The following is a 23,812-nucleotide window of genomic DNA, read 5'->3' on the forward strand; positions in this document are numbered from 1 at the left end:
CACCGGCGAGCGGCTGCTGCCGGTGGGCACGCTCTACGATCCCTTCATCGAACGCGGCCTCGATGCGCTGAACTATGCCTGCTACCAGGACGCCCGCTTCATGGTGGCGGCGACGCCATCAGGCATCACACTCGCGCCGGAGGGCGGCGCGCACCAGTCGATCGCGACGCCCCTGATCGGCATGGCGCAGGACGGGCTGGCCTCGTTCGAGCCGGCCTTCGTCGACGAGCTCGCCGTGATCATGGCTTTCGGCTTTGAGCACATGCAGCGCGATCCCGGCGAGGGCGGTTCCGTGTACCTGCGGCTCTCCACGCGCAGCATCGAGCAGGCGCAGCGGATCATGACGCCGGAGCTGGAGCAGGGCATCACCGACGGCGCCTATTGGCTGCGCAAGCCCGGGCCCAATGCCGAGCTCGTGATCGCCTATACCGGCGCGGTCGCGCCCGAAGCGATCGAGGCGACCGGCTTCATCGGCGAGAGCCGCCGCGACATCGGCCTGCTCGCGATCACCTCGGCGGATCGTCTTCACGCGGGATGGACCGCCGCACGGAAATTGCGCCGCGATCGCCGCGGCGTGCAGCATCTCAGCCACATCGAAAAGCTGCTGGCGCCGCTGCCGCGCGACTGCGGCCTCGTGACCGTGATCGACGGCCATCCGGCTGCGCTCGGCTGGCTCGGCAGCGTCCGCGGTCACCGCGTCGAGGCGCTGGGTGTCGAGCAGTTCGGCCAGACCGGCAGCATCGCGGACCTTTATCGGCACTACGGCATCGACGCCAACGCCATCATTGATGCGGCCGAAAGCCTCACCACCGGCGCGCCGGTGCTGCATCGGAAGATGGCGGTGTAGTCGGGGTAACTGCCCCGTCATTCCGGGGCGACGCGTAGCGTCGAGCCCGGAATCCATACCCCCGATCGTGGTTATGGATTCCGGGCCCGCGCCAAGTGGCGCGTCCCGGAATGACGCCCGAGGGAGCCTTGCCTCGTTCCCGCCATCGGCTCATATATCCTCCGTCCGCCGCAACGCTGGCCCCGCATATGGCGGGTTCAATTGCCGGCGCTTTCGTGCAAGGATGCCTGCCGAAACGCCCCCACCATGCCCCCAAGAAGAGGTTAACGATGGTCAATCGCATGCAATTCTACATCGACGGCGCCTGGGTCGATCCCGCCGTCAAGAAGTCCACCGCCGTGGTCAATCCGGCGACGGAAGAGGCGATGTACGAGGTTGCGCTGGGCTCCAAGGCTGACGTTGACAAGGCGGTTGCCGCCGCCAAGCGCGCCTTTGCAACATTCTCCCAGACCACCCGCGACGAGCGCGTCGCGCTGCTCACCAAGGTCATCGAGATCTACAAGGGCCGTCTCAAGGAGATCGGTGCTGCCGTCTCCGACGAAATGGGTGCGCCGCTGCCGATGGCAGAGAAGCTCCAGGCCGGCGCCGGCCTTGGCCATCTCATGACCACGCTCGACGTGCTCAAGAACTATCATTTCGAGGAGCCGGTCGGCACCGCCATGGTGCTGCGCGAGCCGGTCGGCGTGGTCGGCATGATCACGCCCTGGAACTGGCCCCTCAACCAGATCGCCTGCAAGGTCGCGCCCGCGCTCGCCGCCGGCTGCACCATGATCCTGAAGCCCAGCGAGTTCACCCCGACCTCGGCCTTGATCTTCGCGGAAATCCTCCACGAAGCCGGCGTGCCGAAGGGCGTGTTCAACCTCGTCAACGGTCTCGGCCCCGAGGTCGGCGCCGCCATGAGCGAGCACCCTGATATCGACATGATCTCGTTCACCGGCTCGACCCGCGCCGGCATCGACGTCGCCAAGCGCGCCGCGCCGACCGTGAAGCGCGTCAGCCAGGAGCTTGGCGGCAAGTCGCCGAACGTCATCCTCGAAGGTGCCGACCTCACAAAGGCGGTGACCGGCGGCGTGATGCACATGTTCAACAACTCCGGCCAGTCCTGCAACGCGCCCTCGCGCATGATCGTGCCGGCTTCGAAGATGAAGGAAGTTGCCGCGATCGCGAAGGCCGTCGCCGACAAGACCAAGGCCGGCGATCCCCGCGCCGAAGGCACCACCATCGGCCCGGTCGTCAACCGCGGCCAGTGGGACAAGATCCAGGGCCTCATCAAGAAGGGCATCGACGAGGGCGCAACGCTCGTCGCCGGCGGCCCGGGCCTGCCCGAAGGCGTCAACAAGGGCTTCTACGTCCGTCCGACCATCTTCGCCGACGTCACCCCCGACATGACGATCGCCCGTGAAGAAATCTTCGGACCGGTGCTGACCATCATCGGCGCCAAGGACGAAGCCGAGGCCGTGCACATCGCCAACGACACGCCCTATGGTCTTGCCGGCTACGTCACCGGCGCATCGGTGGAGGACGCCAAGCGCGTCGGCCGCCAGATCCGCGCCGGCAACGTCAATCTCCAGGGCGTGCCCAACGACCGCACCGCGCCGTTCGGCGGCTACAAGCAGTCCGGCAACGGCCGCGAGTGGGGCAAGTACGGCCTCGAGGACTTCCTCGAGGTGAAGGCGGTTGCCGGCTTCAACGCCGCGTAAGCTTTAGCGCCTGAACAAACAAGACGCCGGAGCGGGAAGCCGCTCCGGCGTTTTTCGTTCGTAGCCCGCATGGAGCGGAGCGTAATGCGGGGCCGGTCCCAGGATTGCGCTCCGCTCCATCCGGGCTACGGGCCTTCGCGAAAGGCCTATCCCCCCACCGCCCCCTGCGTGTTCACATACGGTGCGTAGGGTGGGCAAAGCGAAGCGTGCCCACGATTACTTGTTTGTCGCGCGATGGTGGGCACGTCGCTACGCTCCTTTGCCCACCCTACGAGACCGTCGCCGCGCAGAGACTATCCTCCCACCGCGCCCTGCGTGTTCACATACAGCGCGTAGATCGACTGGCTCGCCGCCATGAACAGGCGGTTGCGCTTGACGCCGCCGAAGCAGAGATTGGCGCAGCGTTCGGGCAGCGCGATGCGGCCGATCATGACGCCGTCGGGCGCGAACACCACCACGCCGTCGAGCTCGGGATCTCCCATGCCCCAGCCGCACCAGAGATTGCCGTCGATGTCGCAGCGCATGCCGTCGGGCGTCCCCGGACCTGCATCGATGTGGACGCGCTTGTTGGAGATCGTGGTGCCGTCGGCCGAGACGTCATAGGCGAGGATTTTCCGGTTCGGCACGCCGCGCGATTCCACGACGTAGAGAATTTTCTCGTCCGGCGAGAAGCAAAGCCCGTTCGGACCGAGCACGCCCTCGGCGACGACGGTCGCCTTGCCGGTCTGGGGATCAAGCCGATAGACATTCGGATCGATCTCGCTCTCGGCCTTGTAGCCCTCATAATTGCCGAGCAGGCCGAAGGTCGGATCGGTGAACCAGATCGCGCCGTCCGATTTAACAACGACATCGTTCGGCGAGTTCAGCCGCTTGCCGTTGAATTGATCCATCAGCACGGTGATGCTGCCGTCATATTCGGTGCGGGTCACGCGGCGTCCGCCATGCTCGCAGGTGACGAGCCGGCCTTGGCGGTCACGCGTATTGCCGTTGGCGAAATTGGAAGGCTTGCGGAACACGCTGACCGCGCCGGTCTCCTCCTCCCATTTGATGATGCGCTGGTTCGGAATGTCGCTGCAGAGCAGATAGCGCCCGTCGCCGAACCAGACCGGCCCCTCCGCCCAGCGCAGGCCGGTCGCCAGCCGCTCCACCGCCGACAGTTTCAGCCAGTATTTTTCGAAGCGCGGATCGAGTGCGTGAATGGCCGGATCGGGATAGTAGCTCGCCGGCCGCCAGCTTGGCCGCTCCTGGGTGTGGGACGATGCCTCATTCATGTCGGTTCTCTCGTTTCGTTCCCTCTGGACATTCCTGCTATCATTAGGGACACGTGACCGCAAATCGGTCACCAACGGCGAGGGACAACATGCCGCGTATTCTGATGACGGGCGCTTCGGGCGGAATCGGCACGAGCCTGCGAAAACTGCTGCCGCCGATCTACCCTGATCTCCTGCTCTCCGACATCAAGCCGCCGGCCGATCTCGGCGCGAACGAGAAGTTCAAGGCGGCGGACCTTGCCGACCTCGCACAGTGCGAAGCGATTTGCGAGGGCGTCGACGGCATCATCCATTTCGGCGGCTATTCGGTCGAAGGCACCTGGGACCAGATCCTCCAGGCCAACATCATCGGTGGCTACAATCTGTTCGAGGCCGCGTATCGCAAGGGCGTCAAGCGCGTGGTGTTCGCCTCGTCGAACCACGCCGTCGGCTTCTATCCGCGCCACCACAAGATCGGCACCGACGTCACCCCGCGCCCCGACGGTCGCTACGGCGTCAGCAAGGTGTTCGGCGAGGCCGTCGGCGCGCTCTATGCCGACAAGCACGGGCTGAAGGTGACGTGCCTGCGCATCGGCAATTTCGGCGACATGCCGCTCGACCTGCGCCGGATGTCGATCTGGCTCAAGCCCGACGACCTCGTGCAGCTCTGCCGCATCGGCCTCGAGCATCCCGACATCCATTTCGAAGTCTTCTACGGCGCCTCCCTCAACGATCGCGCCTGGTGGGACAATCACCGCGCCTACGAATTCGGCTATCGCCCCACCGGCCGCTCCGAGGATTTCCGCGAGCACGCCATGGCCGAGCAGGCCAAGCTGAAGCCGGATCCGGTTGGCGATTATTTCCAGGGCGGCACGTTCTGCAGCATGGAGTTCGATGGCGATACCAGCCGGATCATCGACTGGAATAAGCGGTAGGACGCATTGAGGTCTTGGCAAACGAAAGGGCCGTCTCGAAAGACGGCCCTTGTTTGTTATTCGACGATCTCGACGATCCGGTGTGTTCGCGGCTCGACCAGCACGGTGCGACCGTTCACCACCGTATAGCGATACTCACGGGCGCCGTACTCGGGCGGCACCTCGTAATAGGTCACGCCCTCTTCAGGAAGAACCGCCCCGACTCTCACATCCTCGCGGTACTGATATGAAGGCCGCCGCTGTTCGACAACGTAGGAGTGAAAGCGCGGGCGCTGATCGACACCAAGGACTCCCGCCACGCCGCCAACGACGCCGCCGACGACGCCACCTACAACAGCGCCGACCGGGCCCGCCGCTCGCTCACCGTCTCGCGCACCGCGTTCGACGCCTCCGGGCACGCCCTGGGCCTGGGTCGCTACGGGAAGCAGGACGGCGACAGCAATAGCGGCAGCTCCGACAAAACGGCAAATCATGGCAGCTCCTAGGTGGGGGATTGGTGCTAGACAAGCATCAACTCGACCATAGGTTCCTCGGAGAATATGGAGATGCGGCGCGATTTTCTGGACAAGTGGTTGCGACCTGTCACCCGCAAAAGCGATCACGCAGGTAGCTTGGATGCTCTATTGCGGTGATTTTTCAGCCGCAATCCTTGCCAGATAATCCTTCTTGCTGAACTGCATGTGATCCACGCAGAGCTGCGCCAGCGCCCAGCTGTCGCGGCCCTTCAACAGCTCGATCATCAGCTCGTGCTGGCGCCGTGACTGCGCGAGGCCATCGCGGTCGGCGAGGTTTTTCGCGCGCATCGGCAGCGTCAGGTTCATGTAGTCCTGGAGCGAGCCTACCAGATAGGGATTGCCGCAAGCCGAGAACAGCGCGAGGTGGAAGGCGTCGTTGGCCTCGTGGATGCCGCGCAGATCCTGAATGTCCGCCTTCGCGCAATATTGTCGTTGCAGCCCGGTCAGCTCGTCGATCAGGGCCTGCGGCGCGGGCAGGGGGACCATCAGCGCGGCCTGCCGGGTCAGCATCTCCCGGACCTCGTAGATCTGCCGGACCTCCTCGGCGGAATAGAACCGCACGGTGGCGCCGACATTCTTCTCGCGGCGGACGATGCCGCGGCGCTCGGCATCGACCAGCGCCTGACGCACGAAGTGCCTGGAGGTGCCGTAGCGCGACATCAGCGCGTCCTCGGTCAGGCGCGCGCCCGGCGGCAGGCGGCCGAAGATGATGTCTTCCTCCAGCCGCGCGACGACGTCGTCCGGGTCGTCGCGCCGGACTGCCGTTGCCTCAGCGGTGCGAATGTCGGACATGCAATCAGCCTTCCCGGCGCCTGGCCGGTCCGCCTTGTGGAGCAGGGAAGGGGCAGATTGTCAATAATTTGCGTCTCAGATCGCGCATTGAGCCCGAAAGCGCGACAATATGGACCAATCTTATTGACAATCGAGGGGCAGGCTGTACGACAATGGCAACGTAAGGAGTGGCATGATGACGAGTGGCTTGCGCAAGGGTCTGACGAGCTATGGCGATGCCGGCTTCTCGCTGTTCCTGCGCAAGGCGTTCATCAAGGCCATGGGCTATTCCGACGACGCGCTGGAGCGCCCGATCGTCGGCATCACCAACACCTACAGCGACTACAATCCCTGCCACGGCAACGTTCCGCAGATCATCGAAGCCGCCAAGCGCGGCGTGATGCTGTCGGGCGCAATGCCATTCGTGTTTCCGACCATCTCGATCGCCGAGAGCTTTGCGCATCCGACCTCGATGTATCTGCGCAATCTGATGGCGATGGACACCGAGGAAATGATCCGCGCACAGCCGATGGATTCGGTGATCGTGATTGGCGGATGCGACAAGACGCTGCCGGCGCAGGTGATGGCCGCGATCAGCGCCGATTTGCCGACCGTGGTCATCCCCGTCGGTCCCATGGTGGTCGGCCATCACAAGGGCGAGGTGCTGGGCGCCTGCACCGATTGCCGCCGGCTCTGGGGCAAGTATCGCGCCGGCGAAATGGATGATGTGGAGATCGAGGCGGTGAACGGCCGCCTTGCGCCGTCAGTCGGCACCTGCATGGTGATGGGCACGGCCTCGACCATGGCCTGTATGGTCGAGGCCATGGGGCTGTCGCTGCCGATGAGCGCGACGATCCCGGCGCCGCATGCCGAGCGCTTCCGTCTGGCGGAGGCGAGCGGCCGGGTTGCGGCCGAGATGGCCAAGACCAAGGGGCCGAAGCCGAGCGAGCTGTTGACGCCGGCCTCTTTCAAGAATGCGCAGGTCGTGCTCCAGGCGATCGGCGGTTCGACCAACGGCCTGATCCACCTGACCGCGATGGCACATCGTTCGCCGCACCGGCTCGATCTCGAAGTGTTCGACCAGATCGGCCGCGAGGTGCCGGTGCTGATCGATCTCAAGCCGTCCGGCGAGCACTATATGGAGCATTTCCATCACGCCGGCGGCGTGCCGAAACTGCTGGCGCAGCTCGGCGACCTCGTCGATCTCGATGCGAAGACCATTGCCGGCCAGACGCTGCGCGATGTCGTCGCCAATGCCGAGGACGTACCCGGCCAGGACGCGATCCGCTCGCGCGACAATCCGATCAAGAAGGAAGGCGGTCTCGCCGTCCTGCACGGCAATCTCGCGCCGCGTGGTGCCGTGATCAAGCAGTCGGCCGCGAGCCCGAAACTGTTGCAGCACACCGGGCGCGCGGTGGTGTTCGAATCCGTCGAGGACATGACCTTGCGGGTCGACGATCCCGAGCTCGACGTGACCGCCGACGACGTGCTGGTGCTGCGCAATGCCGGCCCCAAGGGCGCGCCCGGCATGCCCGAGGCGGGTTATCTGCCGATCCCGAAGAAGCTCGCGCGCGGCGGCACCAAGGACATGGTCCGCATTTCGGATGCGCGCATGAGCGGCACTGCGTTCGGCACCATCGTGCTGCACATCACGCCGGAATCCGCCGTCGGTGGGCCGCTGGCACTTGTGAGGAACGGCGACATGATCAGCCTGGATGTTGCCAAGCGCAGCATCGAGCTGCTCGTCGATGCGGCCGAGCTGGAGAGCCGCCGTGCCGAATTGAAGCCGGCGGCTGCGCCCGAGGAAGCGCGGCGCGGCTATGCCTGGCTGTTCAACGAGACCATCATGCAGGCCGACGAGGGCTGCGATTTCGATTTCATGCAGAGGACTGGCAAGAAAACCTAGAAGCAGACTGAGACGGGGTGATCAACCACCCGAACGAGCGCTCAGACCGCACAAGCGGCGGGCGATAAAACAGGGGGAAACGATGATTGCACGATCCATTCGTGGGCTCGCGGCTGCGGCCGCCTTGCTTTTCGTCACGGGAGCCGGGGCACAGGAGGTGAAGCATTATCGCTTTGCCTACGACCAACCGCGCAACACCGGCTATTCCATCGCGGGCGACCTCTTTGCCGACAAGCTCAAGGAATTGAGCAAGGGCACCATGATCATCGACCAGTATCCCGGCGCGCAGCTCGGCCAGGAGCCGCAGGTGCTCCAACTCGTGAAGGCCGGCGACGTCGAGTTCTCGATCATCTCTTCGGCCAACACAGCGACGATTTCGCCGCAGGCCGGCGTGATGTCGCTGCACTATCTGTTCCGCGACGAGAACCACGTGGTCAAGGGTCTGGCCGATCCCCGTGTGTTCGAAGCCCTCAAGACCATGATCGACGAGACCACGCAGGGGCTGCACGTGATCGCGACCGGCTCGCAGGGTGTGCGCCACATGTACTCGAAGCGGGAGATCCACAATGTGGCCGATATCAAGGGCCTGAAGATCCGCGTGCAGGCGACCGCGACCGAGGACACCATGTTCCCGGCCTATGGCGCCCAGACCGTGCACATGCCGTTCGGCAGCGTCTACACGAGCTTGCAGACCGGCGTGGTCGACGTCGCCGAGAACAGCATCAACGTTTACCTCGTCAACAAGCATTACGAGGTCGCCCCGGTCCTCAACATCACCGAGCACGAGGCCAACAACGCGCTGGTGTTCATCTCCGACAAACTCTGGCAGAGCCTGTCGGCCGAACAGAAGGGGTGGGTGCAGGCCGCGGCCAACGAGATCAGCACCAAGGAGCCGCAGAAGGCGTTCGATCTCGAACGCAGCGCGGCCGAGAAGCTGAAGAAGATGGGCGTGAAGATCGTCGACAATGTCGACAAGAAGACCTTTACGGCGATCGCCGATCCCTATCTCGACAAGCTCGCCAAGGAGCTCGGCCCGCACGCCGAGAAGGTCAAGGATCTGATCCGGTCGATCAATTAGGTCGCTCGCGGAAGACGGTGCGCTCCCTCTCCCGCTTGCGGGAGAGGGTCGGGGAGAGGGTGTCTCCACAACGGGACAATCCCCCAGAGGAAGGAACCCTCACCCGCGTCGCATTGCTTTGCGACCTCTCCCGCAAGCGGGAGAGGTGTAGCCAACCCGCAGCCGGGGACGCCAATGCCCATCGCCGACAAACTGCTGGTACAACGGCAACGCCACCTGAAATGGCGCTGGCTCGACTGGCTCGAGCTTGCGCTGATGATCCTCTGCGGCGTGCTGTGCTTCGGCTTCTCGCTGTCGGTGACCGCCGACATCGTCACCCGCACCATCGGCCATCCCTGGCTGTGGCTTCAGGAGGTCACATCGACGCTGTTCGTCTATGCGATCTTCGTCGGCACGGCGGCGGCGACGCGGCGCAACGACCACCTCTATCTCACCGCGATCTCCGAGGCGATGCACGGCACGTCGCGGCTGATCGTCGAAGTCATCATCCGCATCGTCGTGCTCGGGGTCGCCTTCTGCCTGATCTGGTACGGCTACCAGAACTATCTCCGCGGTTTCGGCAGTTTTCGATTGCCGTCGGGGACGCCGATCGCCTCGCTCTACGCGATCATCCCGTTGTCGGGCGTGCTGATCGGCCTGTTCACCATCGAGCAGCTCGTCAACGGCTTGCGCAACGGTTTTGACCATCCCGAGCCTCCGGAAGAGGACGGGGCGCCCGTCGTCACCGACGCACAGATGAGGGCGCAGCCGTGAGTGCACCCGTTGTCCTGGCATTGATGACGATCTGCTTCCTGTCGTTCGGCTATCTCGGAGTCCCCGTGCCATTCTCGCTGATGGCCGGCGTCTTCATCGGCGCGCTCCTGTCCGACGTGTCGCTCGCGGCAATCATCCAGAAGATCTTCGACGGCGTCGATTCCGAGGCGCTGCTGGCGATACCGTTCTTCCTCCTGGTCGGCGAGCTCATGAGTTCGGCCAATGTGGTGGTGCGAATAGCCAATCTCTCGGTGTCGCTGGTCGGGCATATCAGGGGTGGGCTGTCGCAGGTCGTGGTCGTCTTCAGCATGTTCTTCTCGGAAATGTCGGGCTCGACCACGGCCGACGTCGCCGTGATGAGCCGAGCGCTCGGCGGCCCGATGAAGCGCGAAGGTTACGAGCCCGCCTTCATCGCCGCGATCATCGCCTCCGCCTCGACCATCGCGGCGCTGGTGCCGCCGAGCATCACGGCGGTGGTCTATGGCGCGGTCGGCAATGTCTCGATTGCCGGCCTGTTCATGGCGGGCGTCGTGCCCGGCCTGATGATCGGCTTCGGCCTGATGATCTACTGCTATTTCTTCGGCCCGTCCGGCCTGCGCAAGCCACGCGCGCCGCTGCGCCAGGTGATGTTCGCGGCCGGCGATGCGGCGCTGCCGATGATGATCCCGGTGATCCTGCTCGGCGGCATCCTGACCGGCTGGTTCACGCCGACGGAAGCCGGCGTCGTTGCCGTGGTCTGGATCATCCTGGTCGTGATCCCCGCGCTCAACCGCGGCCATATCAGGAAGATCCCGTACGATTTCTGCCTCGCCGGCCTGATCTTCTCGCTGCCGCTGGTGACGATCGGCGCCGCCAACGCGTTCGGCTGGATGCTCGCCTATTTGCGCGGCGCCAGCTACATCGCCGATGTGATCACCTCGATTGCCGGGAACGATCCGCATCTGATCATGCTGCTGATGGTGCTGCTGTTCACCGTGGTTGGCGACTTCATCGAGCCGGTGCCGACCATCATCATCTTCATGCCGCTGGTGAACGCGCTGACGGAAGCGGGCGACATCAACGGCGTACACATGGGCGTGGTGCTGATCGCAACGCTCGCCTTCGGCCTGATCACGCCGCCTTATGGCCTGGTGCTGCTGATGGCGTCGAAATTCGTCGGCATCAGTTTTGCCAAAGCGTTACGGGCGGCATTGCCGATCTATGTCGTGTTCCTGGCGACGATCGCGTTCGCGATCTATTTCCCGAGCGTGGTGCTGTGGCTGCCGCAGCAGGTGTTGCCGGAGTCGGTCGGCTGCTTCAAGTCGCCGGCGGGGACGGGCTACATTTGTCCTAAATAATGGCCTGCTCGACGCGCCAGTCGGCTCCTTCGCGCAGATAGCGGAACGGCGTGCCGTGGCTGTTCTTGAAATAGCTGCCGGAGAGCGCTTTGGCCATGCCCTGCATCACCGCGTCATGGCAGACGAACAGCAGGTCGTCGCCGGGATGACGGTCGAGCCAGGCGGAAACGCAGGCGAGCGACCGCTCGGCCATAGCGTCCCAGTTCTCGCCGTCGGCGGGCAGGATCGAGACAAGGCCGGTCGCGGAATTGACGCCGTGCTTGATCATGAGGTCGCGGACGGGCAGGCCCTCAAAGCTGCCGAAATCGAACTCGATGATCCCGACGTCGATCGCAAGCGGCACCGAGATCGCGTCCGCGATGATCTCGGCCGTTTTCGCCGCGCGCACCAGCGGGCTTGCGACGATGCGGCTGATGCCGAAGCCGCGCAACATGCTGGCTGCCTCATGCGCCTGCCGCAGCCCGTCCTCGTTCAACGGATTGTCGGTGCGGCCCTGGAACAGCCCCTTGCGATTCCAGTCGGTCGCGCCGTGGCGCAGGCCGTAGAAACTGCGCGCGGGTGTCACTTCGACTTGCTCGTGAATTTCTTCACGGCAGCGCGAAACTCCTCCGTGTTCATCGCCATGATGATCTTGTGCTCTTCGGCGTCGAGCTGCTGCTTCACCGGCGTGGTGGCAGCCGCATAGACCAGCGATTTGGTGCCTGATATCGCCGCGGGCGGGTTTTGCGCCAGCCGCTCGGAGAGCTGCCGTGTCGCCGCTTTCAGCTCGGTCGCGGGCACGGTCCTGGCGACGAGGCCCCATTCATAGGCCTGCTGCGCGGTAAAATTGTCCTCCGACAGGAAAATCTGGAGCGCGCGGCGCGAGCCGACCGTGCCGACGATCCCGACCGTGGAGCCGCCGTCCGGCGAGACGCCGATCTTGGCGTAGGCCGGTGTGAATTTGGCGTCGTCGGCGGCGATGCAGAGATCGGTGACGAAGGCGAGGCCCATGCCGGCGCCGGCGGCCGAACCGTGGACGCTCGACAGCGAGATCTTCGGCATCCGCCTGACGATCTCGATGAAGGCGTGATAGTGCTTGAGCAGCTCGCCGACGACGGGCGTCACCGTGCCCGCTTCTGCGGCAGCACCGATCGTCTGCAAATCGCCGCCGGCCGAGAAGGCGCGGCCTTCGCCTTCGAGGACCACGACGCGGATGGCGTCGTCACCTTCGATATAGGAAGCTAGCTGTTCGAGCTTCTGCGCGATCGCGAGGTTGATCGAGTTGAATGCTGCGGGACGGTTGAGCGTGATGGTCGCGATCGCACCGTCGATCCGCAGCAGAGCGGGATCGTCGGGCTGGGAGACGGGAGCTGGCATCTGGAATATCCCCGGCATGAGGTTCGTTGCTGCAACTAAATCGCAGAAGGCGAGGGGTGACAATCCCTGCGTACGGGCCTTGCGTCGCGCGGAATGATCGGCTCAAATAGGGCGCCTTCGTTTAGGGACGGACACGAGCGCCGGCTCCTCCTGGGCAAGCCAAGCCAAACTCAGTGAGAGGAGACGACATGGGTGATGCTCGTGTCTTGCGGAAAAGGGCTGTCCAATGACTGACGGTCCGGTGATCATCGTCGGTGCCGGCCATGGCGGCTACCAGGTCGCGGCATCCCTGCGCCAGGCGGGTTTTTCGGATCGCATCTGCCTGATCAATGACGAGGCGCATCTGCCCTACCAGCGGCCGCCTTTGTCCAAGGCCTACATCAAGGGTTCCGCCGGGCCCGAGAGCCTGATGTTCCGCCCCGAAAAATTCTACCAGGACCAGAAGATCGAGCTGATCGCGGGCCGTGCCGTGTCGATCGACCGCGCCGGGCACAAGGTGCTGCTCGCCTCAGGCGAGACGCTTGCCTACGGCCATCTCGTGCTGGCGACCGGCGCGCGCAACCGGCTGCTCGATCTGCCCAATGCCAATCTGCCCGACGTGAAATATCTGCGCATCCTCGATGAGAGCGAGGCGCTGCGAAAGATCATGCCGTCGAAGTCGCGTGTGGTGGTGATCGGTGCCGGCTTCATCGGCCTGGAATTCGCGGCGACCGCGCGGATCAAGGGTCTCGAGGTCGACGTGCTCGAGCTAGCCCCGCGCGTGATGGCGCGCGCGGTGACGGCGGAGGTCTCGGAATATTTTCAGGCCCGGCATCGCGAGGCCGGCATCCGCATTCACTTGGGTGTGCAGGCAACCTCGATCGAGGCCGAGAACGGGAAAGTCACCGGCGTCTCCTTGAGCGATGGCCGGCATCTGCCCGCCGACCTCATCGTGGTCGGCGTCGGCGTGCTGCCGAATATCGAGCTGGCGGCGGAGGCGGGGTTGCCGGTTGCGGCCGGCATCATCGTCGACGAATATCTCGCGACCGCCGATCCTGATATCTCCGCGATCGGCGATTGCGCGCTGTTCGCAAGCCCGCGCTTCGGCGGCTCGCTGCGGCTGGAATCGGTGCAGAACGCGACCGACCACGCCCGCTGCCTCGCGGCGCGGCTGACCGGCGACAAGAAGCCTTACGACGGCCATCCCTGGTTCTGGAGCGACCAGGGCGACGACAAGCTCCAGATGGCGGGGCTCACCACCGGCTACGACCGCGTCGTGCTGCGCGGCGATCCCGCCAAGAAGGCATTCTCGGCGTTCTGCTACAAGGGTGAGAAGCTGCTCGGCATCGAGTCCGTCAACCGCGCCGGCGATCACATGTTCGGCCGCCGCTTGCAGGCCATGGACCGCTCGATCACGCCGGAGCAGGCCGCCGACGAAAGTTTTGACCTGAAGGGCGCGCTGGCGTGAGTCTTTTCTTCCTCGCCCCGCTTGCGGGGAGAGGGTCGGGGTGAGGGGGACTCTCCACGGGGACGGTGAGAATTGGACGCGCGGAGACTCCCCCTCACCCGGATTGCATCTGCGATGCAATCCGACCTCTCCCCGCAAGCGGGGCGAGGTGAAGAAAGCGCGGAGCCTATAAGATCGCCGCCACCTCCGCGGCCGTCGGCATCGACGGCCCGGCGCCCATGCGCTGGACGCTGATCGACGCGGCGGTGTTGGCGAAGGCAAGGGCCGTGCGCAGTTGCACGCCATCAGCCAACTGCGCTGCGAGCGCGCCGACGAAGCAATCTCCGGCGCCCGTAGTGTCGACGGCCTTCACCACGCGGCCCGGCACCGTGAACTCTTCGCGGCCGGCCAGCGCCAGCACGCCGCGCTTGCCGAGCGTGATGCAGATGGTCTGGTCGTTGCGCGCCTGAAGTTTTCGCGCGACGTCGATGATCCGCGCAGCAGTATCGTCCTCCGAGAGCTCCACGCCGGCGAGGAACCCAAGCTCAGTCTCGTTCAGCACGAGGATGTCGACCAGCGCCAGCATCTCGCTCGACATCTTCTGCGCCGGCGCCGGGTTGAGCAGTGTCGTTGCCCCGGTCGCCCGCGCCCGCGCAAAGAACGCGGCGATCGTCGGCAGCGGAATCTCGAACTGGCTGACGGCGACATCGCCCTTTGCCAGCGGAACGGAGGCCACATCCTCCGCGCTGACCAGCGCATTGCTGCCGGGAATGACGACGATGGTGTTGTCGGACTCGGCGACGGTGATGATCGCGGTGCCGGTATGCGTGTCGGCCTCGCGCACTGAGCCGAGATCGACGCCCTGCGCGGAGAGAAACGTCCTCAGCTCCGCCCCGAACGAATCCGTCCCCAGCCGCCCGATCAGCGTGGTCTTCGCGCCGAGCCGTGCCGCCGCGACCGCCTGGTTCGCACCCTTGCCGCCCGGAAAATACAGCACCTCGCGGCCCGCGACGGTCTCGCCGACCCTGGGGTGGCGATCGGCGGTTGCCACCACATCCATGTTGATGCTGCCGGCGACGAAGACGCGCCCCATGACATACCCTTGCGAAGCCTAGGCGCGAACCTCGAACTCGTGCCTGACCTTGGCGATGTCGACAAGTGTCGGCAGGCCGGCCTCGTTGCCGAGCCGCTGGATCTTGAAGGTCGAGGCTGCCCGGGCAAAGTCAAAATGCTCGTGCCAGCTTTTGCCGGGATGCGCCAGATACGAATAGACATAGGCGCCGTGGAACACGTCGCCGGCACCATTGGTGTCGATCACCCGCTCGCGCGGGATCGGCATTGCCGGCATGGTCTCGACCGCGCCGGTTTCGTTGTACCAGAGCAGGCCCTTCTCGCCCATGGTGACGCCGCCGATCTTGCAGCCGCGCCCTTTGAGATAGTCGAGCATCTTCTCCGGCGTCAGGTCCATCTGCTCGCACAGGCGCTCGGCGACGATGGCGACGTCGATGAATTCCAACAGCTCATGCGTGTTGGTGCGCAGGCCGCCGCCGTCGAGCGAGGTCAATATGCCGGCCTCGCGGCAGACCTTGGCATAGTGGATCGCCGCATCGGGCTGATGGCCGTCGATGTGCAGCGCGCGGCAGCCGCCGAGATTGAGGATCGGGAACGGATGGATATGCTCGTCGTCGCGGCAGCGGACGATGGCGCGCTTGCCGTCCTTGGGCATGATGAAGGACAGCGAGGACTGGTTCACCTTGCGCGCGTGCAGCGAGATCGCGTATTTCGCGCACATGTCCATGAACATGCGGCCGAGCCAGTCGTTGGCCGCGGTGGCGACGAGATCGGGCACGATGCCGAGCTTGGCGCAGCAGAACGCCGCCGTCACCGCATTGCCGCCGAAAGAGACCGCGTAGTCGGTCGCCACGTGCTTCTCGTCGCCGGTCGGCATGTGGTCGGTGATGAAGACGACGTCGATATAGGTCTGTCCGATAAAGAGAGCCTGCATTGGTTGTCCGTGATGCGCTGGGTGGTCCCGGCCGGCTGCTTACCTTAGCACCGCTTCGGCGGGAGCAAGGCCAAAAATATTCGCAACGCCATGGCCATAGGCGCTTGAGGTCGGTATGGGGCCGGAATACGACCGTGGCAGGGCCAGCGCTGCCCGGGCGGTGCGAAGCGCCCGTTCGGGCGATTCGGTTCCGGCCCTGTCGGGAGGGAGAAAACATGATCACCGGCCTCGATCACGTCGTCGCTCTGGTCAAGGATATCGGCGCGGCCAAGGCGGCCTATCAGACGCTGCTCGGGCGTGCGCCGGCCTGGCAGAATTCCGGCGAGGGCGCCGACCGGGTGCTGTTCACCCTCGACAACATGACCATCGAGCTGATGGCGCCGAGCGGCTTCAGCGTCACCGCCGACCGGATGCGCGCGCTGCTCGACGACCACGAGGGCGTGCTCGCCAGCCTGTGCTTTCGTGTCGCAGACATGGGCAAGATGCACCGGCGGCTGGAGCGGGTGGCGCTCAAGCCCGATCCGGTCGCCGAGGTCGAAAGCAGCGATGCCGCGACCGATGCCGTCCTGCATTGGAAGCGCACGCGCGCGGCGACGGAACTGACGCGCGGCGTGCGCATGTTCTTCCTCGAGCTGGCCGAGGAGCGTCCCAAATCTGTCGTGACCGACATCGCGCCGATCGACGCGCTCGACCATGTCGTCATCACCACCGAGGATTCCGACCGCGCCGCCGCGCTCTATGGCGCGCGGCTCGGGCTTGATCTCGCGCTCGATCGCTCGCACCAGGATTGGGGCCAGCTGATGTTCTTCCGCTGCGGCGACCTCATCGTCGAGGTGGTGCGCCGCCCTGTGGCGGGCGGCGATTCCGCGCATGACCGCCTCTGGGGCCTGAGCTGGCGCGTCGCCGACATCGACGCCACCCGCGCCCGCCTGATCGCGAGCGGTCTCGACGTCACCGAAGTCCGCAACGGCCGCAAGCCGGGCACGCGGATCATGACGGTCAGGACCGGCACCTGCGGCATCCAGACCGTGCTGCTGGAGCGCTCGCCGAAGCCGGTGGAGTGAGGGCACGGTCTCTCCTCGCGAAGACTCCCGTAGGGTGGGCAAAGGCGCACTTGCGCCGTGCCCACGTCTTCCAACAAGTATCCAAGACGTGGGCACGCTTCGCTTTGCCCACCCTGCGAGACCGCGTCCGCGGCACGAGATCGTTCTCAAATGTCCGCGCGCATGATAAAGCCGATCCAGACGGTCACCCAGCGAGCACCCGGTTTGGCGAAGGCGAAGGCAAAGCGAACTCTGAAATGGCAGCGCGATCCCGAGGGAATGCGGCTGCGCATTCTCGAAGCCGCCAAGCAGGAGTTTTCCACCCACGGGCTCGCCGGCGCCCGCGTCGACCGCATCGCGGCCAAGGCCGGCGCCAACAAGCGCATGCTGTACTACCATGTCGGCAACAAGGACGAGCTCTACCTTGCGGTGCTCGAGGGCGCCTATGACAAGATCCGCAGCGAGGAGCGGGGGCTCGATCTCGAACATCTCGATCCGCCCGAGGCGATCCGCCGCCTGATCGAGTTCACCTGGAGCTATTTCCTGCGCAATCCCGAGTTCCTGTCGCTGCTCCAGACCGAGAACCTCGCGCGCGCAAAACACCTGAAGAAATCGACCAAGGTCAAGTCGATGCATTCGCCCTTCGTCGAGATGATCCGCACCGTGGTGCGGCGCGGCGTCGAGAGCGGCGATTTCCAGGTCGCGGTCGATCCGGTGCAGCTCTACATCTCGATCGCGGCGCTCAGCTTCTTCTATCTCTCGAACTCGGCGACCCTGAGCGTGATCTTCGGCCGAGACCTGCTCGCCAAGGACGCCAAGGACGAGCGCCTCGCGCACATGGCCGGCCTCGTGCTGGCTGCGCTGACGGGCCGGTCGGCCGCGCTGTTCGAGATCGCGAAGGCGCCGAAGTCGCGCACGGTGGTGGCGCAGACGGTGTAGTCCGTAGCCCGGATGAAGCAAAGCGCAATCCGGGACACCTGTCGGTCGTGGCACCAACCCCGGATTACGCTTCGCTCCATCCGGGCTACGAGGCGGTGACCTCGCACCTTGCTCCGTCATTGCGAGCGCAGCGAAGCAATCCAGAATGGTTCCGCAGCAGCTGGATTGCTTCGCTGCGCTCGCAATGACGAGGATGTTGCAGCGTGCTCAACTATTTGACCGTCCCCCTGAGGTGGACGCGAAGCGGCCCTCGAAGGGCGACGGCCGGGATAGTGACGGCGCAAAACGTCACAGGGAAACCTCTGGACAGTATTTATCCAACGGGTTAATTTCTCCCCACAACGAAGAAGAATGCCGGGAGTTGAGACGTGGCCGAACCGAAGCCGCAAAATGCTCTGTCCATGGTGCTGAATGCGGCCTGGGTTCGGCCGTTTTTGTTCCTGGTCTTCATCGTCGTCGCCTGGGATCTCGCGATCCGCATCTTCAGGATTCCCGCCTACCAGATCCCGTCGCCCGGCGATGTTCTGGCGGTGCTGCGCACCGACTGGCCGGAACTGCTGCGTCAGTCCTGGCCGACCACCTATGCGACTGTGTGCGGCTTCGCGCTCTCGGCGCTGTTCGGTATTCCCGTCGCGATGCTGATCGCGGGCTCCAGGACGGTGGAGAGCTACGTCTATCCGCTGCTGGTATTCTCGCAATCCGTGCCCAAGATCGCGATCGCGCCACTGTTCGTGGTCTGGTTCGGCTTCGGCATCATTCCAAAAGTCATTTCCGCATTCCTGCTCGGCTTCTTTCCCGTGGTGGTCTCCGCCGTGCAGGGCTTCAAGTCGGTCGATCCTGACATGGTCGATCTCGCCCGCGCCATGCAGGGCAGCCGCTTCCAGGTGTTCCGGGCGGTGAACCTGCCGCACGCGCTGCCCGCGATCTTCTCCGGCCTCAAGGTATCGGTGACGCTGGCCGTGGTCGGCGCCGTCGTCGGCGAATTCGTCGGCTCCAATTCCGGCATCGGCTACGTCATGCAGCGCTCGATCGGCACCTTCGACCTGCCGACCATGTTCGCGGCGCTGGTGATCCTGGCGCTGCTCGGCGTCATCCTGTTCTGGATCGTCGACCGGATCGAGAAGCTGGTAATTCCCTGGCATGTCAGCCAGCGCGAGGACGTGATTTTCGCCTCGTGACAACAACCAAGGCAACGAACGGTCACCAACGGCCGTCGCAACAAGGGCAAGGGAGAGAAACGATGAAGCGGTGGATAGGAGTTGTTTCGGCGGCGCTGATGGTGTTCGCGGCAATGCCCGCACAGGCAGCTGACAAGGTCGTGCTGATGCTGAACTGGTACGTCTATGGCGAGCATGCGCCGTTCTATTACGGCAAGGCCAAGGGCATTTATGCGGCCGAGGGCATCGACCTCGAAATCCAGGAAGGCCGCGGCTCGGCCGCGACCACGCAGGCCGTCGCCGCCAAGACCGCCGATTTCGGCTATGTCGACGTTCCCACCATGATGCGCGCCGCGATCAAGGGTGCGCCCGTGGTTGCGACCGGCGTGCTGCTCCAGACCTCGCCGATGTCCGCGATGGGCTTCGTCGACAAGAACATCAAAAAGCCCGAGGACATCAAGGGCAAGACCGTGGCGATCACGCCGGCCGACTCCATGACCCAGATCTGGCCGCTGTTCCTGAAGAAGACCGGCCTGAAGGAGAGCGACTTCCAGACGGTTGCCGGCGACGGCCAGACCAAGCTGAACGCCGTCATCAACGGCCAGGCCGATCTGCTGCTCGGCTACGTCATGGACCAGTCGATGAAGATCAAGGACGCCACCGGCAAGGACGTCTATCCGATCAAGTTCGCCGACTACGGCATCAACATGGTCTCATCAGGCATCATCGCCAACACAGATTACGTGAAGGCGAATGCCGACCTCGTCCGCCGCTTCATGTCGGCGACGACCAAGGCGGTCGAAGCGGCCGAGAAGGAGCCGAAGGCGGCGGCGCAGTCGATCCTCGATGCCAACCCCAAGGGCGGCAAGATCGACACGCTGACGCAGGGCTTCGAGCTGACCATTCCGCTCTACCGGACCGCGGAGACCAAGAGCAAGCGGCCGTTCCAGGTCACTGACCAGAACATGACCGAGACCGTCAATCTGCTGGTCGAATATGGCGGCCTCGATGCCAAGGCCAAGGACAATCCGAAGGCCTTCTATACCAACGACTATCTGCCGAAGAGTGGCTCGTGAAAGCAGCGATCGTGACCAGCGAAACCCTGCAGCCGGCCGCCTATCTGAGACTGGTGAGCGACCGTGTTGCCGGCGATGCGTCGGGCATCAAATTATCAGGCGTGTCGAAGACCTACCGGACGCGCGACGGCGACGTGCCGTCGCTGCGGCCGCTCGACTTCCACATCAACGAGGGCGAGTTCTTCGTTGTCGTCGGCCCGAGCGGCTGCGGCAAGTCCACGCTGCTCAAGCTGATCTCCGGCTTGCTGCCGCCGACGTCAGGCGAGATCCTGGTCGAGGGCGAGAAGGTGACGGCGCCGCATGGCAATGTCGGCATCGTGTTCCAGAACGCGTTGCTGCTGCCCTGGCGCAACATCCTCAACAACGTCATGCTGCCGATCGACATGAAGCGGCTGCCACGGCAAACATATCTCGACCGCGCCAAGTCGCTGCTGAAGATGGTCGGGCTCGAAGGTTTCGAGAAGAAGCTGCCCTGGCAGCTCTCCGGCGGCATGCAGCAGCGCGCCTCGATCTGCCGCGCGCTGGTGCATGATCCCAAGATCATGCTGATGGACGAGCCGTTCGGCGCGCTCGACGCGCTGACGCGCGAGCGCATGAATGTCGAGCTGATGCGAATCCAGCGCGAGACCAGGAAGACCGTGCTTCTGATCACGCATTCGATTCCCGAGGCTGTCTTCCTCGCCGATCGCGTGCTGGTCATGACCGAGCGGCCCGGCGCGGTCGCCGCGATCTACGACGTGCCGCTGCCGCGCCCGCGCTCGCTCGACGTGATGGCCGATCCTGTTTTCACGGAGCTCGTGCAGCGCATCCGCAAGCATTTCTTCTCGCAAGGGGCGTTGGACTAGATCTGATGAGATTTCCTGCGACCGCAACCGCACGAACGGTGCGCTCCCTCCCCCGCAAGCGGGGGAGGGTTGGGGAGAGGGTGTCTCCGCGAGCGAGAACCCCCAAGAGGATAGAACCCTCACCCGGCGGGGGACGATGCTTCGCATCGCCCGGAACGCGCCGACCTCTCCCGCAAGCGGGAGAGGTGCACTGCCTACGCGGCCACGCTAGCGTTACTAACGATCATTCGGGTGCACCATGTCCCCGCGCCTGAAGCTGCGAGACATCGCCTTCTTCGAACGTCCCGTGCAGTTCGCGCGGCCGTTCCGCTTCGGCGCGATCACGCTTCACGCGACGCCGCAGTTGTTCGTGCGGGTCGAGATCGAGGTGGAGGGCAGGGGCACTGCGGTCGGTGCCAGCGCCGAGCTGCTGGTGCCGAAATGGTTCGACAAGCGGCCGGAACTGTCGCCGGCGCAGACGGTGGACGGTTTGCGCCGATCGCTGGAGATCGCGCGCGGGCTTTATCTGGCGCGGACCGGGTTTCTGACCGCATTCGATCTGCATGCCGCGTGTATCGGTGCCCAGGTCGCGACCTGTGCGAAGAAGAACATTCCGGCGCTTGCCGCGGCCTATGGCCCCGCGGAGATCGACAAGGCGATCCTCGATGCGCTGCTCCGCGCCGTCGGGACCAACTGCTTCGACGGGATGGCCGGCAACATTGCCGGCATCGATGCGCGGCTTTCGCCTGATCTGAAGGACGCGGATCTCGCCAATTTTCTCGCCGGCCGCAAGCCGCTGCCGCGCGTCGCCATCAGGCATACCGTTGGTCTCGACGACACCGTCGAAGGTGAGGGCGGTGTTGCGGATGCCCACGAGAACGCCGGTGCGAATTACTTCAAGCTGAAGCTGTCAGGCGATCCCGGCGCCGATGCCTCACGGCTGGCCCGTATCGGCAAGGCGCTCGATACGCCTGGGCGCCATTACAAGGTGACGCTCGACGCCAACGAGCAGTACGCCGATCTGGCCGCACTGCAGGCGCTGATGGATCGGCTCGATCGCGATTCCGCGCTGCGCCCGATCGCCTCGCGCCTGCTCTATGTCGAGCAACCGATGCCGCGCGATATCACCCGGCAATCGCCGCTCGGATCGCTGGCCGCGCACGGCTTCATCATCGACGAGGCCGACGATTCCTACGATGCGTTTCCGGCGGCGCGCGCGCTCGGCTATTGCGGTATCTCCTCGAAATCCTGCAAGGGGCTCTACAAGTCCATCGTCAACGCGACGCGCGCGGCAAAATGGAGCGCGGGCGGCGCGAGGTTCTTCGTGACCGGTGAGGACCTCACCTGCCAGGCCGGCCTCGCCGTACAGCAGGATCTTGCGCTCGGTGCCTTCATCGGCGTCACCCATGCCGAGCGCAACGGCCATCATTATGTCGACGGTTTTGGCGAGACGCCGGCCGCCGAAGCCCAGGCCTTCGCGGCCGCGCATCCCGATCTCTACACCGAGACCGGCCAGGGTATCCGCCTCAACATTCACGAGGGCGATCTCCTGACGGGATCGCTCAGCACCGCGGGCTTTGCGACGTCGGTCCATCCGGACTGGTCGGCGCTTCGCCCGCTCGAACAGCCAAAATCACTCTGGGAGAAATCGGCATGACCACCCAACGCCTCGGCCTCATCATGAACGGCGTCACCGGCCGCATGGGGCTCAATCAGCATCTGATCCGCTCGATCGTCGCGATCCGGGAGCAGGGGGGCGTCCGCCTGAAGAACGGCGACCGCATCATGCCCGATCCGATCCTGGTCGGCCGTAGCGCCGAAAAGGTCGAGGCGCTCGCCAAGCGCTACAACATCACGCGCTGGACCACCGACCTTGACGCCGCGCTCGCCGACAAGAACGACACCATGTTCTTCGATGCCGCCACCACGCAGGCCCGCCCCGGCCTGCTCACCCAGGCCATCAACGCCGGCAAGCACGTCTATTGCGAGAAGCCGATCGCGACGAACTTCGAGGAAGCCCTCGAGGTCGTGAAGCTCGCCAATGCCAAGGGCGTCAAGCACGGCACGGTGCAGGACAAGCTGTTCCTGCCCGGCCTGAAGAAGATCGCCTTCCTGCGCGATTCCGGCTTCTTCGGCCGCATCCTCTCGGTGCGCGGCGAGTTCGGTTATTGGGTGTTCGAAGGCGGCTGGCAGGAGGCGCAGCGGCCGTCCTGGAATTATCGCGACGAGGACGGGGGCGGCATCATTCTCGACATGGTCTGCCACTGGCGTTACGTGCTCGACAACCTGTTCGGCAACGTCCAGAGCGTGGTCTGCATCGGCAACACCGACATCCCCGAGCGCTTTGACGAGCAGGGCAAGAAGTACAAGGCGACCGCGGATGATTCCGCCTACGCCACCTTCCAGCTCGAAGGCGGCGTCATCGCGCACATCAACATGTCCTGGGTCACGCGCGTCTATCGCGACGACCTCGTCACCTTCCAGGTCGACGGCACCCATGGCTCGGCAGTCGCGGGCCTCACCGACTGCATGATCCAGGCGCGGCAGGCGACCCCGAGGCCGGTGTGGAATCCCGACGAGAAGCGGCTGCACGATTTCTATGGCGACTGGCAGAAGCTGCCGGACAATGTCTCCTACGACAACGGCTTCAAGGAACAGTGGGAGATGTTCATCCGCCACGTCTACGAGGACGCCCCCTACAAGTTCACGCTGCTCGAAGGCGTCAAGGGCGTGCAGCTCGCCGAATGCGCGCTGAAGAGCTGGAAGGAGCGGCGCTGGATCGACGTCGCGCCGATCAAGGTTTGAGCCCGTAGGATATGTATCGATGCCGTCATTGCGAGCGAAGCGAAGCAATCCAGAATCCTTCCACGGCGACAGTCTGGATTGCTTCGTCG

Annotated in this window: 21 protein-coding genes and 1 pseudogene; 15 read left to right on the plus strand and 7 right to left on the minus strand. The window is 64.6% G+C overall.

Features of this window, described 5'->3' with window-relative positions:
- Positions 1–847 (plus strand): annotated as a pseudogene (locus tag PMI42_RS08015) (transketolase); the annotation flags it as partial.
- A 269-nt stretch (positions 848–1,116) separates the two neighbouring features.
- On the plus strand, positions 1,117–2,547 hold the full coding sequence (locus tag PMI42_RS08020; protein ID WP_008132409.1) for an aldehyde dehydrogenase family protein: 1,431 nt from the start codon (positions 1,117–1,119) through the stop codon (positions 2,545–2,547).
- A 293-nt stretch (positions 2,548–2,840) separates the two neighbouring features.
- Here PMI42_RS08020 and PMI42_RS08025 read toward each other — a convergent pair whose 3' ends face one another.
- Positions 2,841–3,818 (minus strand): SMP-30/gluconolactonase/LRE family protein, encoded by a 978-nt coding sequence (locus PMI42_RS08025; RefSeq protein ID WP_008132411.1) that lies wholly within the window; start codon positions 3,816–3,818, stop codon positions 2,841–2,843.
- Between the two features lie 89 nt (positions 3,819–3,907).
- On the opposite strand from PMI42_RS08025, the gene PMI42_RS08030 reads away from it, so the two are divergent.
- Complete coding sequence (locus PMI42_RS08030; protein WP_008132413.1) at positions 3,908–4,732, plus strand: NAD-dependent epimerase/dehydratase family protein; 825 nt, start codon at positions 3,908–3,910, stop codon at positions 4,730–4,732.
- A gap of 56 nt (positions 4,733–4,788) precedes the next feature.
- On the opposite strand, the gene PMI42_RS08035 is transcribed toward PMI42_RS08030, so the two are convergent.
- Complete coding sequence (locus tag PMI42_RS08035; protein WP_008132415.1) at positions 4,789–5,205, minus strand: DUF1236 domain-containing protein; 417 nt, start codon at positions 5,203–5,205, stop codon at positions 4,789–4,791.
- Between the two features lie 147 nt (positions 5,206–5,352).
- Positions 5,353–6,039, minus strand: coding sequence for a GntR family transcriptional regulator (locus PMI42_RS08040; protein ID WP_008132416.1), 687 nt, complete (start codon positions 6,037–6,039; stop codon positions 5,353–5,355).
- A gap of 175 nt (positions 6,040–6,214) precedes the next feature.
- Here PMI42_RS08040 and PMI42_RS08045 point away from each other — a divergent pair, with 175 nt between their 5' ends.
- The 4 genes from PMI42_RS08045 to PMI42_RS08060 all read left to right on the plus strand — a co-directional run bounded on the left by PMI42_RS08045 (position 6,215) and on the right by PMI42_RS08060 (position 11,092).
- Positions 6,215–7,924, plus strand: a complete 1,710-nt coding sequence (locus PMI42_RS08045; RefSeq protein ID WP_008132417.1) for an IlvD/Edd family dehydratase — start codon at positions 6,215–6,217, stop codon at positions 7,922–7,924.
- Between the two features lie 82 nt (positions 7,925–8,006).
- Complete coding sequence (locus PMI42_RS08050) at positions 8,007–9,002, plus strand: TRAP transporter substrate-binding protein (RefSeq protein WP_008132418.1); 996 nt, start codon at positions 8,007–8,009, stop codon at positions 9,000–9,002.
- Between the two features lie 174 nt (positions 9,003–9,176).
- Complete coding sequence (locus PMI42_RS08055; RefSeq protein WP_008132420.1) at positions 9,177–9,755, plus strand: TRAP transporter small permease; 579 nt, start codon at positions 9,177–9,179, stop codon at positions 9,753–9,755.
- Positions 9,752–11,092 carry a TRAP transporter large permease gene (locus tag PMI42_RS08060; protein ID WP_008132422.1) on the plus strand — a complete coding sequence of 447 codons (1,341 nt, stop codon included), beginning with the start codon at positions 9,752–9,754 and terminating at the stop codon, positions 11,090–11,092. Before PMI42_RS08055 ends, PMI42_RS08060 begins: the two co-directional genes overlap by 4 nt.
- On the opposite strand, the gene PMI42_RS08065 is transcribed toward PMI42_RS08060, so the two are convergent.
- Positions 11,085–11,657 carry a histidine phosphatase family protein gene (locus tag PMI42_RS08065; protein WP_008132424.1) on the minus strand — a complete coding sequence of 191 codons (573 nt, stop codon included), beginning with the start codon at positions 11,655–11,657 and terminating at the stop codon, positions 11,085–11,087. The two genes, PMI42_RS08060 and PMI42_RS08065, sit on opposite strands and share 8 nt — an antisense overlap.
- Positions 11,654–12,448, minus strand: coding sequence for an enoyl-CoA hydratase/isomerase family protein (locus PMI42_RS08070; RefSeq protein ID WP_008132425.1), 795 nt, complete (start codon positions 12,446–12,448; stop codon positions 11,654–11,656). The genes PMI42_RS08065 and PMI42_RS08070 overlap by 4 nt, the downstream gene beginning before the upstream one ends.
- Before the next feature lie 226 nt (positions 12,449–12,674).
- Here PMI42_RS08070 and PMI42_RS08075 point away from each other — a divergent pair, with 226 nt between their 5' ends.
- Entirely contained in the window at positions 12,675–13,895 is a 1,221-nt protein-coding gene (locus PMI42_RS08075; RefSeq protein WP_008132426.1) for an NAD(P)/FAD-dependent oxidoreductase, read from the plus strand.
- Between the two features lie 166 nt (positions 13,896–14,061).
- Here PMI42_RS08075 and rbsK read toward each other — a convergent pair whose 3' ends face one another.
- Together rbsK and PMI42_RS08085 are read right to left on the minus strand one after the other, a co-directional pair.
- Positions 14,062–14,967 (minus strand): ribokinase, encoded by a 906-nt coding sequence (gene rbsK, locus PMI42_RS08080; RefSeq protein WP_008132427.1) that lies wholly within the window; start codon positions 14,965–14,967, stop codon positions 14,062–14,064.
- Between the two features lie 18 nt (positions 14,968–14,985).
- Positions 14,986–15,879 carry a sugar kinase gene (locus PMI42_RS08085; RefSeq protein WP_008132428.1) on the minus strand — a complete coding sequence of 298 codons (894 nt, stop codon included), beginning with the start codon at positions 15,877–15,879 and terminating at the stop codon, positions 14,986–14,988.
- 215 nt (positions 15,880–16,094) lie between these two features.
- Between PMI42_RS08085 and PMI42_RS08090 the strand changes: the two genes are divergently transcribed.
- The 7 genes from PMI42_RS08090 (at position 16,095) to PMI42_RS08120 (ending at position 23,723) form a co-directional block, all read left to right on the plus strand.
- The gene (locus tag PMI42_RS08090) at positions 16,095–16,943 is read left to right on the plus strand and encodes a VOC family protein (RefSeq protein ID WP_008132429.1); all 849 of its coding nucleotides are present in this window, start codon (positions 16,095–16,097) and stop codon (positions 16,941–16,943) included.
- 162 nt (positions 16,944–17,105) lie between these two features.
- Entirely contained in the window at positions 17,106–17,861 is a 756-nt protein-coding gene (locus tag PMI42_RS08095; RefSeq protein WP_193376326.1) for a TetR/AcrR family transcriptional regulator, read from the plus strand.
- Between the two features lie 368 nt (positions 17,862–18,229).
- On the plus strand, positions 18,230–19,039 hold the full coding sequence (locus PMI42_RS08100; RefSeq protein WP_008132431.1) for an ABC transporter permease: 810 nt from the start codon (positions 18,230–18,232) through the stop codon (positions 19,037–19,039).
- Positions 19,040–19,101: 62 nt separating this feature from the next.
- Complete coding sequence (locus PMI42_RS08105; RefSeq protein WP_008132432.1) at positions 19,102–20,094, plus strand: ABC transporter substrate-binding protein; 993 nt, start codon at positions 19,102–19,104, stop codon at positions 20,092–20,094.
- On the plus strand, positions 20,091–20,939 hold the full coding sequence (locus PMI42_RS08110) for an ABC transporter ATP-binding protein (protein ID WP_008132433.1): 849 nt from the start codon (positions 20,091–20,093) through the stop codon (positions 20,937–20,939). The genes PMI42_RS08105 and PMI42_RS08110 overlap by 4 nt, the downstream gene beginning before the upstream one ends.
- A 238-nt stretch (positions 20,940–21,177) precedes the next feature.
- Positions 21,178–22,575, plus strand: coding sequence for an enolase-like domain-containing protein (locus PMI42_RS08115; RefSeq protein ID WP_008132435.1), 1,398 nt, complete (start codon positions 21,178–21,180; stop codon positions 22,573–22,575).
- Positions 22,572–23,723 (plus strand): Gfo/Idh/MocA family protein, encoded by a 1,152-nt coding sequence (locus tag PMI42_RS08120; protein WP_008132436.1) that lies wholly within the window; start codon positions 22,572–22,574, stop codon positions 23,721–23,723. The genes PMI42_RS08115 and PMI42_RS08120 overlap by 4 nt, the downstream gene beginning before the upstream one ends.
- Positions 23,724–23,812 lie beyond the last annotated feature (89 nt).

The sequence above is a fragment of the Bradyrhizobium sp. YR681 genome (genome assembly GCF_000282615.1).
GTDB lineage: Bacteria > Pseudomonadota > Alphaproteobacteria > Rhizobiales > Xanthobacteraceae > Bradyrhizobium.

Coding starts and splice junctions, on each gene's coding strand:
- PMI42_RS08020 (WP_008132409.1), top strand. CDS start 1,117: ATGGTCAATCGCATGCAATTCTACATCGACGGCGCCTGGGTCGATCCC.
- PMI42_RS08025 (WP_008132411.1), bottom strand. CDS start 3,818: ATGAATGAGGCATCGTCCCACACCCAGGAGCGGCCAAGCTGGCGGCCG.
- PMI42_RS08030 (WP_008132413.1), top strand. CDS start 3,908: ATGCCGCGTATTCTGATGACGGGCGCTTCGGGCGGAATCGGCACGAGC.
- PMI42_RS08035 (WP_008132415.1), bottom strand. CDS start 5,205: ATGATTTGCCGTTTTGTCGGAGCTGCCGCTATTGCTGTCGCCGTCCTG.
- PMI42_RS08040 (WP_008132416.1), bottom strand. CDS start 6,039: ATGTCCGACATTCGCACCGCTGAGGCAACGGCAGTCCGGCGCGACGAC.
- PMI42_RS08045 (WP_008132417.1), top strand. CDS start 6,215: ATGACGAGTGGCTTGCGCAAGGGTCTGACGAGCTATGGCGATGCCGGC.
- PMI42_RS08050 (WP_008132418.1), top strand. CDS start 8,007: ATGATTGCACGATCCATTCGTGGGCTCGCGGCTGCGGCCGCCTTGCTT.
- PMI42_RS08055 (WP_008132420.1), top strand. CDS start 9,177: ATGCCCATCGCCGACAAACTGCTGGTACAACGGCAACGCCACCTGAAA.
- PMI42_RS08070 (WP_008132425.1), bottom strand. CDS start 12,448: ATGCCAGCTCCCGTCTCCCAGCCCGACGATCCCGCTCTGCTGCGGATC.
- PMI42_RS08075 (WP_008132426.1), top strand. CDS start 12,675: ATGACTGACGGTCCGGTGATCATCGTCGGTGCCGGCCATGGCGGCTAC.
- rbsK (WP_008132427.1), bottom strand. CDS start 14,967: ATGGGGCGCGTCTTCGTCGCCGGCAGCATCAACATGGATGTGGTGGCA.
- PMI42_RS08085 (WP_008132428.1), bottom strand. CDS start 15,879: ATGCAGGCTCTCTTTATCGGACAGACCTATATCGACGTCGTCTTCATC.
- PMI42_RS08090 (WP_008132429.1), top strand. CDS start 16,095: ATGATCACCGGCCTCGATCACGTCGTCGCTCTGGTCAAGGATATCGGC.
- PMI42_RS08095 (WP_193376326.1), top strand. CDS start 17,106: ATGATAAAGCCGATCCAGACGGTCACCCAGCGAGCACCCGGTTTGGCG.
- PMI42_RS08105 (WP_008132432.1), top strand. CDS start 19,102: ATGAAGCGGTGGATAGGAGTTGTTTCGGCGGCGCTGATGGTGTTCGCG.
- PMI42_RS08115 (WP_008132435.1), top strand. CDS start 21,178: ATGTCCCCGCGCCTGAAGCTGCGAGACATCGCCTTCTTCGAACGTCCC.
- PMI42_RS08120 (WP_008132436.1), top strand. CDS start 22,572: ATGACCACCCAACGCCTCGGCCTCATCATGAACGGCGTCACCGGCCGC.